The 17,158-nt window shown below is 44.0% G+C and carries 13 protein-coding genes and 1 pseudogene; 10 read left to right on the forward strand and 4 right to left on the reverse strand.

Features of this window, described 5'->3' with window-relative positions; all coding sequences use genetic code 11:
- Nucleotides 1–166: 166 nt before the first annotated feature.
- Nucleotides 167–361 carry a hypothetical protein gene (locus IAG03_RS04350; RefSeq protein WP_249318591.1) on the reverse strand — a complete coding sequence of 65 codons (195 nt, stop codon included), beginning with the start codon at nucleotides 359–361 and terminating at the stop codon, nucleotides 167–169.
- 204 nt (nucleotides 362–565) lie between these two features.
- Between IAG03_RS04350 and alr the strand changes: the two genes are divergently transcribed.
- Together alr and IAG03_RS04360 are read left to right on the forward strand one after the other, a co-directional pair.
- Entirely contained in the window at nucleotides 566–1,750 is a 1,185-nt protein-coding gene (alr, locus tag IAG03_RS04355; protein WP_249318592.1) for an alanine racemase, read from the forward strand.
- Nucleotides 1,751–1,806: 56 nt separating this feature from the next.
- Complete coding sequence (locus IAG03_RS04360) at nucleotides 1,807–4,458, forward strand: Ig-like domain-containing protein (protein WP_249318593.1); 2,652 nt, start codon at nucleotides 1,807–1,809, stop codon at nucleotides 4,456–4,458.
- A gap of 607 nt (nucleotides 4,459–5,065) precedes the next feature.
- Here IAG03_RS04360 and IAG03_RS04365 read toward each other — a convergent pair.
- From IAG03_RS04365 to IAG03_RS04370, 3 genes are all read right to left on the reverse strand, one after another.
- Nucleotides 5,066–5,659 (reverse strand): IS30 family transposase, encoded by a 594-nt coding sequence (locus tag IAG03_RS04365; RefSeq protein ID WP_283243005.1) that lies wholly within the window; start codon nucleotides 5,657–5,659, stop codon nucleotides 5,066–5,068.
- Nucleotides 5,660–5,708: 49 nt separating this feature from the next.
- Nucleotides 5,709–6,026 carry a helix-turn-helix domain-containing protein gene (locus IAG03_RS14515; RefSeq protein ID WP_430472438.1) on the reverse strand — a complete coding sequence of 106 codons (318 nt, stop codon included), beginning with the start codon at nucleotides 6,024–6,026 and terminating at the stop codon, nucleotides 5,709–5,711.
- Nucleotides 6,027–6,110: 84 nt separating this feature from the next.
- Complete coding sequence (locus IAG03_RS04370; protein WP_249318595.1) at nucleotides 6,111–7,460, reverse strand: glycoside hydrolase family 32 protein; 1,350 nt, start codon at nucleotides 7,458–7,460, stop codon at nucleotides 6,111–6,113.
- Nucleotides 7,461–7,618: 158 nt separating this feature from the next.
- Between IAG03_RS04370 and IAG03_RS04375 the strand changes: the two genes are divergently transcribed.
- The 8 genes and pseudogenes from IAG03_RS04375 to IAG03_RS04405 form a co-directional block, all read left to right on the forward strand.
- A complete protein-coding gene (locus IAG03_RS04375) occupies nucleotides 7,619–9,166 on the forward strand; it encodes a response regulator transcription factor (protein WP_249318596.1) in 1,548 nt (515 codons plus the stop codon).
- Nucleotides 9,167–9,279: 113 nt separating this feature from the next.
- Nucleotides 9,280–10,611: an extracellular solute-binding protein gene (locus IAG03_RS04380; RefSeq protein ID WP_249318597.1), complete on the forward strand. Its 1,332-nt coding sequence runs from the start codon at nucleotides 9,280–9,282 to the stop codon at nucleotides 10,609–10,611.
- A 90-nt stretch (nucleotides 10,612–10,701) separates the two neighbouring features.
- On the forward strand, nucleotides 10,702–11,586 hold the full coding sequence (locus IAG03_RS04385) for a carbohydrate ABC transporter permease (RefSeq protein WP_249318598.1): 885 nt from the start codon (nucleotides 10,702–10,704) through the stop codon (nucleotides 11,584–11,586).
- A gap of 12 nt (nucleotides 11,587–11,598) precedes the next feature.
- Nucleotides 11,599–12,441 (forward strand): carbohydrate ABC transporter permease, encoded by an 843-nt coding sequence (locus IAG03_RS04390; RefSeq protein WP_249318599.1) that lies wholly within the window; start codon nucleotides 11,599–11,601, stop codon nucleotides 12,439–12,441.
- Complete coding sequence (locus tag IAG03_RS14395; RefSeq protein ID WP_249318600.1) at nucleotides 12,425–14,206, forward strand: histidine kinase; 1,782 nt, start codon at nucleotides 12,425–12,427, stop codon at nucleotides 14,204–14,206. Before IAG03_RS04390 ends, IAG03_RS14395 begins: the two co-directional genes overlap by 17 nt.
- A 354-nt stretch (nucleotides 14,207–14,560) precedes the next feature.
- A complete protein-coding gene (locus IAG03_RS04400; protein WP_283242995.1) occupies nucleotides 14,561–15,799 on the forward strand; it encodes an IS256 family transposase in 1,239 nt (412 codons plus the stop codon).
- 714 nt (nucleotides 15,800–16,513) lie between these two features.
- Complete coding sequence (locus tag IAG03_RS14520; protein WP_430472439.1) at nucleotides 16,514–16,612, forward strand: IS3 family transposase; 99 nt, start codon at nucleotides 16,514–16,516, stop codon at nucleotides 16,610–16,612.
- Nucleotides 16,594–17,139, forward strand: a pseudogene (locus IAG03_RS04405) (IS3 family transposase); the annotation flags it as partial. The gene IAG03_RS14520 and the pseudogene IAG03_RS04405, both read left to right, overlap by 19 nt.
- Nucleotides 17,140–17,158 lie beyond the last annotated feature (19 nt).

A 17,158-nucleotide genomic window follows, 5' to 3' on the forward strand; every position in this document is an offset into this window, starting at 1 on the left:
TTGCTTTTTACGAGAGACCTGTTATAAAAGCCGATAAATTGAAAAAACAGACAGATCAGGGTTTGCGGGAGCGCAAGAGAAAGGAGAAACTAAGGTGCCAACATGGATCGGATTCTCGGTGCCTGACGGAACAAAAACAGCCTGCATAACAATGCAGGCTGTTTTTTTAGCGTTCGCTGGGCCGCCAGTCTTCTCCGTAAAAGATCATATCATCAAGATCTGTGCCGGAAAAGAGCAGTTCCCGCAGCGAAGCGTCATAGGCCTCTCGGGAATTGTCGGCCACGTTTTGCATGGGCCGTCTGGTATGTTCCGGGGACGCCATTTTCAGGATCGGGGGCTGCCCGTTTTCCAAAAAAGACACTTCAAAATCACCTTCTCTGTTTTGCGCGGTAATATCCAGTATATGCGAAAAAAGAAAAAACTTGCACGGATTTTCTGAAAATCAAAAATATTTTTTCGACGTTGACTGTCCCAGATCGGCGTAATATAATGGAAATAAATTGGATTGCAGGAGGCGGCTCTTTCTTTATATAAATATAACTTTATATGAAGCGGGCAAAATGCTATGGATTATTTGAAAAGGACATGGGCCGAAATCGATCTGGATGCATTAGAGCACAATTATCGTATGATACGCGCGGCGACGCGGCCGGGTGCAAAGATTTGCTGTGTCGTAAAAGCGGATGCATACGGCCACGGCGTTCCGATGGCAGCGCAGGTCTATCAGCGCCTGGGTGCAGACTGGTTTGCAGTATCGAATCTCGAAGAAGCCATTCAGCTGCGGCGCTGCGGGATCCGAAAACCGATCCTGATTTTGGGATATACACCGCCGCAGCTTGCAACAGAACTGGCTGCAAGCGGGATTTCCCAGAGCATTTTGTCCTTGGAATATGCCAAATCGCTGTCAGCCTGTGCAGAGCAGGCGGGCGTCACGGTAAATATGCATTTGAAAGTCGATACCGGAATGTCGCGGATTGGCTTTTTATATCAGGATCCGGAGCGGGATGCCGATGCAATTGCGGAAATGGAAGCGGCCTGCCGTCTGCCGAGCCTGTATCCGGAAGGGATTTTTACCCATTTTGCAGTGGCCGACGAGGGAAGTGACGGCGAAGCCTTTACAAGGCAGCAGTTTGCCTGTTTTCAGCAGGCGTTTCAGACGCTGGAGAGCAGGGGAATTTCGATTGCAATCCGGCACTGTGCCAACAGCGGCGCCGTATCGGATTATCCGGAATATCATCTGGATATGGTTCGCCCCGGAATTATTCTATATGGACTGCAGCCTTCCGGGAAAATCCGGAATCCGCTGGACTTGCGTCCGGCAATGGAACTGAAAACCGTTGTTTCGATGGTCAAAGATGTGGAGCCGGAGACCAGTGTCAGCTATGGCAGGACGTTTGTTGCGCATGGTGCCACTCGGATCGCAACGGTTCCGATCGGATATGCAGACGGATATCCGCGTGCGTTCTCCGGACGTGCGGATATGTTGGTGCACGGCAAGCGCGTTCCGGTCATCGGGCGGGTTTGTATGGATCAGCTGATGCTGGATGTGTCGGAAGTTCCCGATCTTCACGAAGGGGATCTCGTCACGGTGTTTGGAAAAGACGGGGAGGCATTTCTCCCGGTCGATGAACTTGCAGCACGCAATGAAACCATTCACTATGAAATGGTGTGCTTGGTTGGAAAACGGGTTCCGCGGATTTATTTGCGCGGTGGAAAGCCTGTCGGACAGCTCAACTATATTTGTCCCTGAAAGCGGAGTATGAACTGGAAATTGAGAAATTGTGCATTTTGAGGAGGAATTAGGACATGGTGAAAAAAGGAAGAATTCTGGCGCTGTTTTTATGCGTCCTTTGCCTGTTGTCTGTTTGGGTACAGGCAGAAGGCGAGGAGGGGCCGCTTCCGGAAGATGGATTCCGACTGGGTTTGACCGAAGAGGTGGATCTTGCAGCGAGCTTAATGGCGCAGTTTCCGAATGCAGCCTCGCTTTCCGCAGACGATGAGACGGTTGTAATCGATGGCCTGAGCATACAGGCGGCAAAGATCGGTGAGACAACACTGCGTGTTCTGGATGAAAATGGCACAGAACTTGCGGCCTATCCGGTTTCAGTAAAGGCGCTTCCGGATGACATTTCTTTTCAGCAAGGTACGGTTATGTTGCAGAAAGGGGATGCGTTCCAGACCGCGCTAGAGTTTCCGGAAAACTGCTATGCTTACGGAATTACGTATCGCAGCTCGGATGAAACGGTAGCGGTCTGTGATGCAAAAGGACTGATTTCTGCAGTAGGCGCAGGAAGTGCGGACATTACAGCGACACTTGCAAACGGCGTGTCGGCTTCCTGTACGGTGACGGTAGCGCCTGTTTCGGGATCGCTCAATGAAACGGCACTGACGCTGGGGGTCGGAGAGCGGTTTACGTTGACCGCCGAGGTGAGCGGAACTTCAGAAAAGCCGGTGTTTGAGACCACCAATGCTGCAGTTGCTACCGTTTCGAAGGACGGCGTCGTGATCGCCAAAGGCGCGGGAACCGCACAAATCATGGCTTCTGCGGCAGGAGAACGTCTTGCCGTATGCCAGGTTACCGTCAAGGATGCGCCAAAATCAGTTTCTCTGAATCAAACCGCATTGACGCTGGGTGTTGGAGAGACCTACCAGCTGAAAGCAGCGGTGCAGTCTGGAACAAGCGGTATGAGCGGACTGAAATTTTCTTCCAGCAACACGGCTGTCGTTTCGGTTTCCGGAGGAAAGCTGACTGCCAAAAAGCCCGGAACTGCAACCATTACGGTCGTTGCATACAACGGAAAAAAGGCAACCTGTACGGTTACCGTCAAACCCGCGCCGAAGAGTGTCTCACTCAACCGGACGAAGCTGACGCTCGGCGTCGGGGAAACGTTTGATTTAAACAGCAGTATTCCAAAGGGAAGCGCCAGCAATATCCGGGCATATTCTTCCAGCAATCCATCCGTTGCAACGGTGCCGAAATCGATTGTGACCGCGAAAAAAGTGGGGACGACAACGATTACGGTGACAACCTATAACGGGAAGACAGCCACCTGTCAGGTAACGGTGAAGGCCGCACCCAAAAAGGTTTCGCTGAATAAAACCAGCCTGGTGCTGGGTGTCGGGGAAAAATTCAATCTGAACAGCTCGGTCAACTCCGGCGCGGCAAGTTTTGTCCGCCTCTATTCTTCCAGCAATCCGTCGGTCGCGACGGTGCCGCATTCGATTGTGACAGCCAAAAAAATCGGTACGACAACCATTACGGTCAAAACGTATAACGGCAAGACGGCGACCTGCAAAGTTACCGTCAAGGCTGCGCCGAAGAAGGTCTCGCTGAATAAAACCAGCCTGGTTTTGGGCGTCGGGGAAACATTCGATTTGAACAGCAGTATCCCCAAGGGGAGCGCCAGTAATATCCGTTCGTATTCTTCCAGCAATCCGTCTGTTGCGACGGTGCCGAATTCGATTGTGACGGCGAAAAAGATCGGTACAGCAACCATTACAGTCAAAACGTATAACGGCAAAACGGCGACCTGCAAAGTTACCGTCAAGGCCGCACCGAAGCGCATCGGCCTGAATGAATCGGCTGTGACGATTGCGGTCGGCGAAAAGGTCGATTTGGACAGTTATCTGAATTCCGGAGCGGCCAGCAGCCGAAGGTACTCCTCCAGCAATTCATCGGTTGCAACGGTGAAAAACTCCATTGTAACCGGGAAAAAAGCTGGCACGGCGACCATCACGGTCAAAACGTATAACGGCAAAAAAGCAACCTGTAAGATCACGGTCAAGGCTAAGGAAAGCCAGGTCGTCCGGACTATGTATTACCCCTCGAAGGTTAATACAACCACTGGACTTTATGCGGATAAGGAACTGACCATCCGGATGGGCACGCTTTCGTACGGAACGAGTGTAACCTGCATTGACCGGTATCTGTTTTCCTCTTCAAAAGTTGTGACATCCAAAGGGAAGCGCGGATGGGTGGATGCCGACGCACTTACCTTCGGCTCCGGAAACTACACGCAGGAAACAGATTATTCCGCAGCGGTGAAGGAATCCTACATTAACACGCAAAAGTTGACCAGTTCTTCGAATTACCTGATTTGGATAAATCTGCGCTGTCAAAAGGTAAACCTTTTTGAGAGAAAAGGCGGAAAATGGAAGCTGTTTCGAACCTGCACCGTTTCAACCGGCGCCAACAGCACGCCGACCCCGATCGGAACCTTTACGGCATACGCAAAGCTAAACGGCTGGTTCTATTCGACCACCTATATCAAACCGGTGGTCTATTTCCTGGACGGCGGTTTTGCGATGCATTCACGGGAACACTGGAACAGCGACGGATCGCTGGTAAACTCCACAATCGGACGTCCGATTTCCCATGGATGTGTGCGGATGTACGACAATGACATCAACTGGATTTACAAAAATATTCCGATCGGAACCACCGTATATATTTTCTGATTCTGATAAAATTTTGAAAAGCCGGAAAGACCAAAGCGTCTTTCCGGCTTTTTGGCGCATGCTTTCGCATGAATAGTCCCACGCTTACTGGTGGGAGAAAATTTCAGTCAATAGAACCCTCCCAACAACACAATCGTCAAGAGCGCTTTGGCGGCGTATTACGAAAGAGGAGCATTTTAACGAACCAAAAATGAAGGAAAAATGCAGATGCAAGTGTCCTATCGTATTTGCAACACGCATCTGATGTGTTCGGCAGCATGTTTTGCGGAATCACTGATTGTTAATATGCGTATTGCAGTATTTGTTCCGAAAGGCGGAAGGCGTGTTTTCTTCATGATAAGTGAAAAATTTTATAAATACATTTTCCTCGCGGTATCCAAGCTCCTTGGCAATTTGCTTAATGCTCATATTGGTAGTGGATAAAAAATCACAAATTGCAAGTGTAAGTTGGTCACCTTCCGGTAGACGATAGCCCTAATTTCAGCCACGATTTTGGTTGAAGCGTCAGCTTCAATTAAAATCGTGTTCGCAGCCGTTAGGCTGCGTAGACGGTATCCAGAAGCGCTTCAAATAAATCCTCTGGGTACAAGAGTAAGCCCAGAGGATTTCAAGGAAGATTGTTGGGTGCATCAGCGGCCCAAAGTATAGCTTCACCTGTGAAGTTTTCAATCGATACACCTTTGAGGCCATACCGACGGCGCAATCCGTTTTCCCGTTTATTCTGTGCCCGTTCCCAGGATATGTATGAGCAAAGTAAGCTTTTGTCCCGAACTGCTCTATCCGAGAGGACTCGCAAACTTCGACCCGTTGTCCATGATAATCGTTTTAAATAGACTGAAGAATGCCTCTCCAAAATCCTCACGGAGCCATTGTATTGCTGCGTTGACGGCCTCCCTGTCTTTTCTGGAATAGGGATCGCAATGTAATGCTGTGTTTTCTTTTCCAGCAAAGTCAGGACAACGGCTTCCTTGACGTTGTGTTTTCCTAGCACTGTATCACCTTCCCAATGATCTGCTTCTGTCCTGGAATCCACAATTTCAGGCCGTTCATCAATGCTTCTTCCATATTCTTTCTTGCGTTTTACGGAATTTTTGCGGCACTTTTTCCGCTTTAACGCTTCAGGCAGCTCTAGCGGCCCCAGCGTCAGATTTTCTGCCCAGACTTCATTGTACAACGTCTTGATACTGGCTATTTTCTCCAGCGATCATTTCTCCTGACGAACCTAGATAAGGAACCACTCAATGAAGGCATTACGTTTGAGAATGCGATGGAACTTGCGACTGTTTGCCCTGTGTGCCTGATATACGCTGAACCCACGGCTTGCGGAGTATCCGGGAATGTGTTCTAGGCCGTATACCACGTTTCAGCTCATTGGATACAGTTGTAGGTGAGCAATGCAGATACTTGGAAATGGTTCGGCTCGAGAATCCGGATTCCTTCATTACCACAATTGCCCCATGATCTTCCATGATTAAGTGTTTTCCGGGCTTGCGTTCTGCTCCATTTGTAGTATATTTGGTTGGGAGCCATCGTGATTGCTTCCGGTGAATGGTGTTGGGGAACTTCATTCTACCATATAGGAAGTCAATATGGTAGAAATTGATGGGTATGTTCTAATAGGAACTATATTCCACTCCTTATCTATGGTTAATTTAATCTTCAGATATGGCAGTATAATCTCTTTTTTGTATTTTCATATCTTGGAACCAAAGAATAAGAGGAGAATCAGAAAAGAACAGCGCAGAACATTTACTGTGCCCTCCATTTGCAAATAGCTCAAACGTATTGCGATCAATAAATACACACATATGATCGGAACAATTTTTTATGGAGCTGGTAAAGGAGCCTTCAAAATGCGGAATAGTGCGTGCACTCTCTCCAGAACGGTTTAGAAAAATATATCCGTCTGAATCAATTCCAAAGCATAAGAGTTCCCGTCCTTGTATATCTTTCAGAATGGCAACGCTGCCATTCTTTGCACTAATTTCCAGACAAACGGCATCTGGTAACGCAGCTACTTGCTGATCAGGAAGCGGCTGCGGCTCTGAAAATACTTTCAAAAGATTTGAAACTGGCTGGAAAGAAAGAAGGAATTCGTTTTCTTTCGTAAGAGAAACCGACACCGGCAAAGACATGACACCGCGATATCCATCTGCCGGAATATTTTTTGCATAGGCCCAATTTGACATCCATGCAATGAAGACAGGATGATCTTCCGTGTTTCGGAAAAAGGCGCCGGCATAAGAGTCCGGCCCAAAATCTACCCATTTACTTGTACTTCCAGGAGTTTCATCAATAAATGTATATCCATTGAAGCTGCCAATAAAATATCGCGTGCGTGATCCGCCGTTTTCAGCTTCCATACCGTGGCTAATAATCAAAACCCATTTGAAAGTATCCTCGTATTTAACTCTGCATAATTGTGGGCATTCCCAAAGTCCCACAATATCATCCTCTTTCCGAATAAAACGACCTGTTTCATTCCAATGTATAAGGTCTTCGCTTACCAAAAACAGGATCATATTTCCCGTTGAGACCGCAAGTCTCCAAAAGGTTTCATTTGGGCACTGAAAAAGATAGGGGTCTCGAAAATATTTGTATTGGGGCATAAAAATGACAGGGTTTCCTTCATATGGAGTAAAATTTATCTTATCCAAACTGAATGCAATATGAATCGATTCAGTTCCCTCGGGATCGTATCCATGATGTGCATAAATAGCCATAATCTGATTTTGGCCATTTTCAGTTTGGATCTCAGCGGCACTACCGGAATAAATACACCCGTCCGTATCGGGATACAACGCGATGGGAAGATGATTCCAATGAATAAAATCTTTTGTACTTGCATGCCCCCAATGCATGTTGCCAAATTCAGTTGAAAACGGCTGATATTGAAAAAACATATGGTACTGGCCATTTAGATACATTAATCCATTCGGATCGTTCATCCACCCCGATTTTGGGCAAAAGTGAAATTTAGGATATGCTTTCGCATTTTCCATAATTATTCCCCCATTGTTAAATGTAGTCATGTGGATATTGACATTGTTTAGAAATCGATGTTATTATATCTATAATCCTATTATGGATACAATAACTTTTTTTCCTTTTAATATTAATATTTTTACTTTAACATTTGGATTTAAGGGGAAATGTTGGGATGGAACGTTTTTCTGCGGTTTTTGTTGATGATGAGCCCTTAACGTTGGAATTGCTTTATTATCGCATTGACTGGGAGCTGTTAAATGTGGAGATTGTTGGAAAATTTACAAATGTTTTGGAGGCAATTGATGCAATTAAAAGCTTAAAACCAGATATCGTGATCTCTGATATCAATATGCCTTATTTAAATGGATTGGATTTTGGAGAAATAATCCTTGATATCTATCCACAGGTTAAGTTGATTATGTTAACCGGATATGAAAATTTTAGTTATGTTCGAAAAAGTCTCCAAATTGGTGTGTCAGACTATCTTTTAAAGCCAATCTGTGCAGAGGAAATCTTTGTTTCCGTTCAGAAAATTTGTGGGAAGATCCGCGAAGAACGGAAAGAGGAGAGTTATGATGCTATTCTGACACAATATGCAAATGAATCTATATGGCAAAGAATTCTTTTATATGAAACTGCCCCGGAGGAAATTTATTCTTCTATTGATTCTCGAATGGTTTCCGCTCAAAACTATTCTATTCTTTTGGTTGAAATTCAGGATTGTGAGTTTTCCAACCAAGAAAAGTTTCTTGTGACAAGAGAAGTTATGCAATTTATGTATAAATTTTGGAGAGATATCTTTTTTCAGCCGGCTTTCTGCCGTCTTTTGGAGGTGGCCGTTGTGTTGGGAGGAGCAACAGATCTTTTTATTAATGCCCCGATTTTACTTGAAAAACTTCGTGAGACTCTCCCTTATAATTTTGCGTTGACCTTTTCAGAAAATCCGGTTTCTCTGGATGTTTTGCCAGAAGAGTACGCTTTATTACAAAAGATTTTACTTTATAAATTTTTAATAGGATACAACCATATTATCTTAAGAAAAGACATTCACGAAAAAAGTAATGACAATGTTGTCAATGAAAAATATTATATAAGACAAATTTCGTCGGCATTGCAGGCACGTCTTGTCGATCAGGCACGTCATTTGTCTAAAGAATATCTTGATGCGTATAAAAGAACTTTTTGCCGTTTAGACGATATCCGGTATTGTGCAGCTAATATTATTTGGATCATAGCCCGCACTTTTGATTCCGACGATGAGGTTTCTTTTTATTGCAATTTACCGGCAATTTGGGATATCTTTGTAAAATGCGATACGCTATTTTCTTTAGAGTCCTTCCTTTGGCAGTGTTTTCATATGATTACTTCACAGCAGGCAGAGCAAAATACGGATTTGATTTCAGAGAAAATCAAATCGATTATCCATGAAAAATATAAAGATTATGAGTTTTCCCTCAATTCTATTGCAGAAGTGCTTTGCCGGAACCCCAGTTACATTAGCCGTATTTTTAAGCAGCAAACCGGTGAAAATATTACGTCTTATATTATGCGGATCCGCATGGAGAACGCAAAAAAGCTTTTAAGTGAAACGTCTCTCAAAATCGGCGAGATTGCAGAAAATATTGGAGTGATTGATGCGAACTATTTTAGCATTTGTTTTCGTAAATATGAAGGTTGTTCGCCAAGTGAATATCGCTTAAAAATGTTAAATGGTAAATAATATAATATAAAAAATGCAAAAAATTATATTGTCTGACAAGTATAAAGGTATATACTTTTTTCAGTAAAGACATTATGTCTTAAAAATACTTTTATATTTGGAGGGTTTTTCTGATGAAAAGAATCAAAATTCTATGCCTTTTTTTAGTTCTTTGCTTTATGGCGAATTTTGCCGCCTGCACCTCTGCATCGCAAAGCGTATCCTCTTCTTCAGAAAGTCAACAGGAGAGTACACCCCAAGAAGACGGTACTGATTCACAGAAGGCGGCAGAGGTTACGGTCTGGCATGTTTGGGGAAGCGGAGAGCAGGCGGCTGCTTTTGAAGAAGCATTGAAGATATTTGAGGATAAATATCCTAATATCAAAATTGAAGCAACTGCGTTTGAGCCAGATGCATTTCAAGTGCAGGGATTGAAAACTGCCGTTGCCGCAAATGATTTTGCGGATGTTACCCATGCGTGGATTGGGTCACAGTCACAACCATTTGTAGAATCAGGAAAACTGATGTGCCTTGACGAATATTTGACCGATGATGTTATGGCCCAGCTTCTTCCGGGCGCCTTGGATGGCTTTACATATAATGATAAGGTCTATGGCATCCCTTATGTTGCCTATACGGCGATAATGCTTTACAATCAAAAACTTTTTGATCAATACGACCTTGCAATTCCAGAAACTTATGATGATCTGGTTTCTGTTTGCCAGACGTTCCTCGATAACGATATTACGCCGTTGTGTCTTGGTGGCAAGGAACTCTGGACTACGATGATCTATTATGACATCATGGCTATTCGTTATATGGGGTTGGATTCTGCAAAAACGGCGCTTTCTGGAGGAGCGTTTGAACGCGATGCTTGGCTTGCATGCACTAAAAAATTCTCGGAACTGGTTGAAATAGGCGCGTTTGGAGAAAACGCTGCCACATTGGGACGTTATGAGGTGGAACAGGAGTTTAAAATGGGAAAAATCCCTATGTTGGCAGAAGGGTCATGGGTCCTTTCAGACGTATATACGCCTGATGATTCTGTTGTCAAGGAATCTATGGTTCTAGCGCCGTTTCCGATTATGAGTGACGGGAAAGGAAAAGCAACCGAAACACTGGGAATGGTTAATGACGGTTGGGTTATGAATGCTTCTGCGGCCCATCCTGATGAAGCTTTTATTGTAATGACGGAGTTAATGCATACAATGTCGGATATTAACTATTCCACGGGAATCAATGCCCCGGCTTGGGTTGTATCCGAAGATGTTGATACAAGCAACGTCAGCCCTGCAATTAGTGAAGTAAAGTCTATTTTGGAAAACAGTTCTAATTCTATGCCGCTTTGGGACGGATTTTTAAGTGCAGATAGAACTACATCCCATAAAAACGCACTCCAGGCATTGGTTTCGAAAACGATGACACCTGAAGAATTTGTGGACGATATGGAGGCCTTTTTGAAATAAGGCTCGTATATTATCACTTGTGATATGGAGCCGGACAGAATTTTCTTCCGGCTCCATGGCTTCATATGTATCGATAAAGGAATGAACTATATGAAAAAAATTATGAGCGATAAACTGGCGATTTTGCTGTTTGTTGGTCCCACTTTTATCCTTTTTACTGCTTTCGCTGTTTATCCAGTATTTGCATCTGTAGGATACAGTTTCTTGGAGTGGGACGGCATGAATGCTTCTACATGGGTTGGTTTGCAAAACTATTTTGAGTTGTTTCAGACAGGTCGCTTTATGCAGTCTCTCTGGAATTCTCTCGCCCTTGTGATGATGTCTATTTTAATTCAGTTACCGATTGCACTTGTGTTAGCACTGATTTTGAATCATGGCATGAAGGGAGAAGGTGTTTATAGGTCGATCTATTTTGTACCCGTTCTCTTATCTTCTGTTGTAATTGCAACCCTTTGGAGTAAAATTTATCATCCGGATTATGGTTTGCTGAATATTTTTCTGCGTTGGATAGGCCTTCAAGCGTGGACACGCCAATGGCTGTCCGACCCCAAAATTGCGCTTTGTGCCGCTTTGATTCCCATTGTCTGGCAATTTATTGGATATCATATGCTTTTGATGTACTCGGCATGTAAATCAATATCTCCGGACATTTATGAAGCTGCTAAAATTGACGGTGCGACGTCGTTTGATACCGATTTTTATATTGTCATTCCTTCGATTGTACCAATGCTGAAAGTATGTTTAACGTTTGCTGCGGTTGGTTCTTTAAAAATTTTTGACCTGATTTATATTCTGACAAATGGAGGCCCTGCCGGTGCAACCGAAGTGCTGAGCACCCTGATGTATACCTCTCTTTTCGGGAGGAACCGTTATGGATTGGGAAGCGCAATCGCAATTATCATTATCATCATGTGCATGCTTTTCACCTTTATATTTCAAAGGGTTTTTAAACCCATTGAAAAGTCTTTGGATTAGGAGGAACGTGTTTTGAGACCACAGCTCATTGGCAAGAAAATATTAGCAATTGGGTTACATATTATCTTTATTTTTGTCGCGTTGATTCAGGTATATCCTTTGATCTGGCTTGCTTTTTTTTCACTTAAAGATAATGCACAGATTTTCGGTGGAAACGTTGCGGGATTTCCACAACCTGTCATTTGGGGAAACTATAATTATGTTGCGACAAAAGGCAATGTGGGAATATACTTTTTAAACAGTTTGATTGTTACAATTGCAACGTTGGCATTATCCTCTTTGCTGATTGCAATGAGTGCATATGGGTTGGTTCGTATGCGGTGGAAATTGCAGAATGCAGTTTACTTTTATCTTTTATTGGGATTAATGATCCCTATTCATGCCGTGTTGCTCCCGCTTTTCATTGTCCTGCAGAACTTATCTATGATTAATACGTACTGGGCATTAGTAATTCCATATACCGTTTTTGCAATCCCATTTGGAATCAGTGTCATGCGCAGTACTTTATTGGGTATTCCGAAGGAAATTGAGGAATCCGCTTGCATTGATGGCTGTAATGCCTATCGAATGTTTTTTCGCATTGTTTTCCCATTGTTGCGGGGAAGTCTTGTAACGATTTCCATCTTTACTTTCCTCTCTTGCTGGAATGAATTAATGTTAGCAATTACCTATTTAAACAAGCAGAATCTGAAAACATTGACAGCCGGTGTAATGTCTCTTTGCGGGCAATTTTCTACTGATTGGGGAATTATCGGTGCGGGGTTATTTATTACGGTCCTCCCGGTGTTAATATTCTATTGTTTGATCGGAAAAAAAATTCAAGGGAGCTTGCTTGCTGGTGCAATTAAAGGTTAATGGCAATGCCACTGAAAAGAAAACGTCTTATAAATTTACAAAGTTGTTCGTTGTAGTTACAATGATGATTACAGCAGTTTTTTTTTGTTGCTTTTTTACAGTCTTAAATCGATATAATAAAGCGGCCGAAAAAGAAAGAGCGTTTTCTGTCTCACAAGTTTTACTATCTCTAGAGACTTCCTTCCTCTCTAACTTTTCCAGTATTGATGATTGTTCAATGATGATTTTAGGAGATATGCAGGTGCAAAAATTATTGGGAGGTTTCAACTCCTATCCTGATCTTGAAAATATTAGAAATGTTCACGAAGTAATGCGAAAGTGCATTGACAATATTCCCAATATTTCTGCAGTTTTTATCTACGATTTTCATGACCATGTTTATTCTCAGGGCTCCTCTACAGAAGAAAATTTTGTAATTCCCCTCAAAGACCTAAAATGGTACGATAAACTGTCAAAAACAAGTGGTGAGGGAATGATAATTTACGGAAAAATATTAAGCGGTGGCATGGCTGAAGCAAAGGATATCATTTTTGCAAGAATTATTAACAGCACAGAAACACAAAAACCAGTAGGGGTGTTAGCTATTCGGCTGTCTACCAATTTCGAAAAAATGCTTTCGGTGTCATCGCTTTCGGAAAATCTTTCTTTTATACTTTTTGATGACACGAATCAAGTTGTCTACAATAATACAGAGTTAAATCAAAATAAGATTTTTGAAATTAGCACTGCGATCGTTGAACCAGATAAAATACTTCCATCCAATATTTATCTCCGTTCGATTGAAAAATTTAATTGGACTTTCTTATATGTTGATTCTGCTGATATGGCATATGGTACCATTTTCTATTTGCGCAACTTAGCTGTATTTTTTATGGCCGTTTTTTTTGTGTTGTTTGTTGCATCTATTTGGGTTATCTCAAGGTGGATTACTGTTCCGCTTGGAAGTCTTACTAAATTCATGAATAATATTTCGCAAGAAAAACTCTGTATGATCCATCTTCCTACTAAAATATTCGAAGTACAGAAATTGGTGGATGGGTATAATTTTATGGTTACTAGAATTTCTGGTCTTATATCTAATATTACTGAGGAGCAAGAAGCCAAAAGGATGATTGAACTAAATGCATTACAAGAACAAATCAAACCGCATTTTATGTATAATACGTTTGATGCAATTAGTTCTCTGATCTTTTTGGGACGTTATCAGGACGCACAGGAAACAATCGAACGGTTAGGAGCCTTCTATCGTCTGAGTTTGAGTAGTGGGAAAACCATCATTACAGTTAATGAAGAGATTCAGTTGTTAAAAAATTATTTATTTATTCAAAAGATTCGTTATCAGGATATCTTCGAAGCGCAGTTTGAGATTGAGGATGCAGTAAAATCCTTTCAGGTAATTAAGCTGACGTTGCAACCTATTGTTGAGAATTCTATCTATCATGGAATTAAACCGATGCTGATGTCTAGGAGAGGTGTAATCCGGATCCGAGCATATTTCAAAAACGACTATGTTGTTTTTGAGGTTTACGATAATGGAATTGGAACTGACATCCAGATAGAGAAATACTTATCAGAAAAAGACCGTATAAAAATAGGAAAATCATTTGGTTTGCGCGGCACCTATGCAAGGTTAAAACATTATTATGGCAATAGTTGTTATATGCATTTTACGAGTAGTAAGGAGAAGGGGACAACTGTCGAAATTGGATTTAAAGCAATTTTGTATTCAGAAGAGGAGAATACAAGTATTTCTACTATAAAATGAGTTGTATTTTTGTTGTGGCAAGGAAGGGATAGCTTTCATGTTAAGAATTAGATGGTAGAGATGACGCATAAAAAAGTCTGTAATTTGGCAAAGGTATAGAAAGGTCATGGGGATTCTGATAAAAGGAATGCTGCGAAGACATTCAAAGAAGGAGAGGTTTCCAATGCCAGAAGAAAGAATATTGCGAATTTTATATATAGAAGGGCTATATCACGAAGACTTGATTGCTGCATTCGGGTACTGTCAAGAATTATGCGCAAAAAGGTTTGCAGACTCCGGCTGAGAGACCGTCCCATACTTTGTGTAAACCTCCAATGTGGTGTATAATAGAAGCACCACAGTGGAGGTTTTACAATGGCAAGAAAGAAACGCACCCCGGAAGAAAATGCCCGCAGGGAAAAGAGCAGAGAGCTGCTGCAGATGGCGAACATCGGCAGCATGGACGACATTCAGAGCCTGTTCAAGGAAACGATTGCCGAATTTATGGAAAATAGCCTTGATGCGGAGCTGGACGATGAACTCGGCTGCAGCAGGTACGGCTATAAAACCAAGGACACGGACAACAGCCGGAACGGGCACAGCAGCAAAACGCTGCGAACCGGCTTCGGCGATGTGGAGATATCCGTGCCCCGGGATCGTAAGGGGGAATTTGAGCCTCAGGTGCTGAGGAAAAACCAGACCGGCATCAGTCAGGACATCGAGGAGAAGATCCTGTCCATGTACGCCAAGGGCATGACAACATCGGATATTGCGGTTCACATTCGGGATATCTGCGGCGTAGAGGTATCCGACACGGCCGTGAGCCGTATTACGGACAAGATTCTCCCCATCGCAAAAGAATGGCAGCAGCGGCCGCTGGAAATCGTCTACGCAGTGGTTTTTCTGGATGCCATCCACTACCATGTCCGCAGCGAAGGACAGATCGTGAAGAAGGCAGTCTATATCGCCATCGGCATTGATCTGGACGGCAGGAAAGACGTTCTGGGCATGCGGGTCGGTGAAAATGAAAGTGCCAAATACTGGGCAACGGTACTCAACAGCCTGAAAAGCCGCGGAATTGAGGACATTTTCATCGCCTGCACAGACAATCTGACCGGGTTTTCTGCAGCGATTGAAGCCGTATTTCCCAAAACGGAAATCCAGAACTGTATCATCCATCAGCTCCGCAATTCCAGCAAATATGTGTCCTACAAGGACATAAAGGCACTCATGGCAGACCTGAAGGCAGTCTATGCCGCAGTCGATGAGGCTGCTGCGCTGGATGCTCTGGATACCTTTGCGGAGAAATGGGACAAAAAATACCCGAAGATCGCTCCGTCCTGGCGGGAGAATTGGCCCAATCTGAGCGCTTATTTCAAGTACCCGCAGGAGGTACGCCGCCTGATCTATACGACCAATGCAATCGAAGGCTTTAACCGGCAGCTGCGGAGAGTAACCAAGGCAAAATCGGTCTTCCCTACGGATGACAGCCTGCTGAAAATGCTGTATCTGGCCATGATGGATATTACGAAGAAATGGACCGGAAGGCGGCAGGACTGGCGCCTGATTCATGCGCAGCTGGCCGTGTTCTTTGCCGACCGTATGCCGGATTGACCGGCTGCACACCGGTATGTCAAGGATCTGCGTGCGCGGTGCGACAGCACCGCTCCGGTGAACGGAGGCTGACGCCTCCGCCCTTGACATACCCTCGAAGCGCTGTTATTTTATAGACAAGGCGGCAGCAGCTTGCGCCGCTCCCGCCTTAAAATTATTTTGCTCTATTTGCGCCGCGTTTTGCAGTTTACACAGAATTTGGGATTGACCCGGCTTTAACGACGTCCCTATTGCCGGCTGACTTCATTCAGCCGGAGGCTGCAAACCTTTTTGCGCATAAATCTTGACGGGACCTAAGGAACGGCTAGGCTATAAAGAAATGGAACGGCGATTTAAGCTTCCGCATAATCGAGCCGCTGCGTGGGAGCGAATCTATCTGGAAGAAGGACCGGAAGGCTTTGCAATTGAGTGCAGAGGCCGCGGCAGCAAGGGCTGTCCGCCAAAGCAGCTGCCAAAAAGAAGCAGAGAAAGACTTTCTGGTAGAAGTTCAGCGGCTGCGTGCAGAGAATGACTACTTAAAAAACTTGCAAGCTCTGGTATTGGAAGACGAGCGATGTCAACACAAAAAACGCAAGTAGTTCAAAACTAAGGCACACGCATTCTCTGGCTCTGTTGCTCTCAATCACTCAATTACCCAGAGCAACATTTTACTATCACTTGAAACGGCAGAACAAAGTGGATAAGTACATAGCGTAGAAAGTAGAAATCACAACTATCTTCCATGAAAATAAAGGGAGATACGGGTATCGCCGCATCACGGCTGAACTGCGCAAGCGGGGCATCCCAACTATAAGGCCGTCCAGAAACTGCTGAAGGATCTGGGCATGGTTTTGTCTCATGTCAGAATGAAGAAATATTGTTCCTATAAAGAAGAAGTCGAAAGAATCGCGCTGAATCTGCTGAATCGGGACTTCCATGCCGAGAAACCGAACCAGAAGTGGGTCACAGATGTGACGGAGTTCAGCCTGTTCGGAGAGAAACTCTATTTGTCCCCGATTCTCGACCTGCACAGCAGCGATCTGGTCAGCTATATCATCTCGGAGCGACCTGTGCTGAGCATGGTGACGACCATGTTGGACGAGGCGTTTGAGAAAATCCTCAATGGAACGAACCATATCCTGCACTCCGATCAAGGCTGGCAGTACCAGCACAAGCAATATCAGCGAATGCTCCGGGAGAAGGGTGTTCGGCAAAGCATGAGCTGCAAAGGCAAGTGTCTGGACAATGCCGTGATAGAGAAATTCTTTGGTTTCCTTAAGAGTGGACTACTGTATTTACAGGAGTTTCAGTCTATGGAATACTTCAAACAGGAAATATCTGGATTACTACAACAAACGTAGAATCAAGGCAAAGCGAAAG

The organism is Yeguia hominis (assembly GCF_014384705.1).
Lineage (GTDB): Bacteria > Bacillota > Clostridia > Oscillospirales > Acutalibacteraceae > Yeguia > Yeguia hominis.

Coding starts and splice junctions, on each gene's coding strand:
- IAG03_RS04380 (WP_249318597.1), top strand. CDS start 9,280: ATGAAAAGAATCAAAATTCTATGCCTTTTTTTAGTTCTTTGCTTTATG.
- alr (WP_249318592.1), top strand. CDS start 566: ATGGATTATTTGAAAAGGACATGGGCCGAAATCGATCTGGATGCATTA.
- IAG03_RS04370 (WP_249318595.1), bottom strand. CDS start 7,460: ATGGAAAATGCGAAAGCATATCCTAAATTTCACTTTTGCCCAAAATCG.
- IAG03_RS04385 (WP_249318598.1), top strand. CDS start 10,702: ATGAAAAAAATTATGAGCGATAAACTGGCGATTTTGCTGTTTGTTGGT.
- IAG03_RS14515 (WP_430472438.1), bottom strand. CDS start 6,026: ATGAAGTTCCCCAACACCATTCACCGGAAGCAATCACGATGGCTCCCA.
- IAG03_RS04375 (WP_249318596.1), top strand. CDS start 7,619: ATGGAACGTTTTTCTGCGGTTTTTGTTGATGATGAGCCCTTAACGTTG.
- IAG03_RS04400 (WP_283242995.1), top strand. CDS start 14,561: ATGGCAAGAAAGAAACGCACCCCGGAAGAAAATGCCCGCAGGGAAAAG.
- IAG03_RS04360 (WP_249318593.1), top strand. CDS start 1,807: ATGGTGAAAAAAGGAAGAATTCTGGCGCTGTTTTTATGCGTCCTTTGC.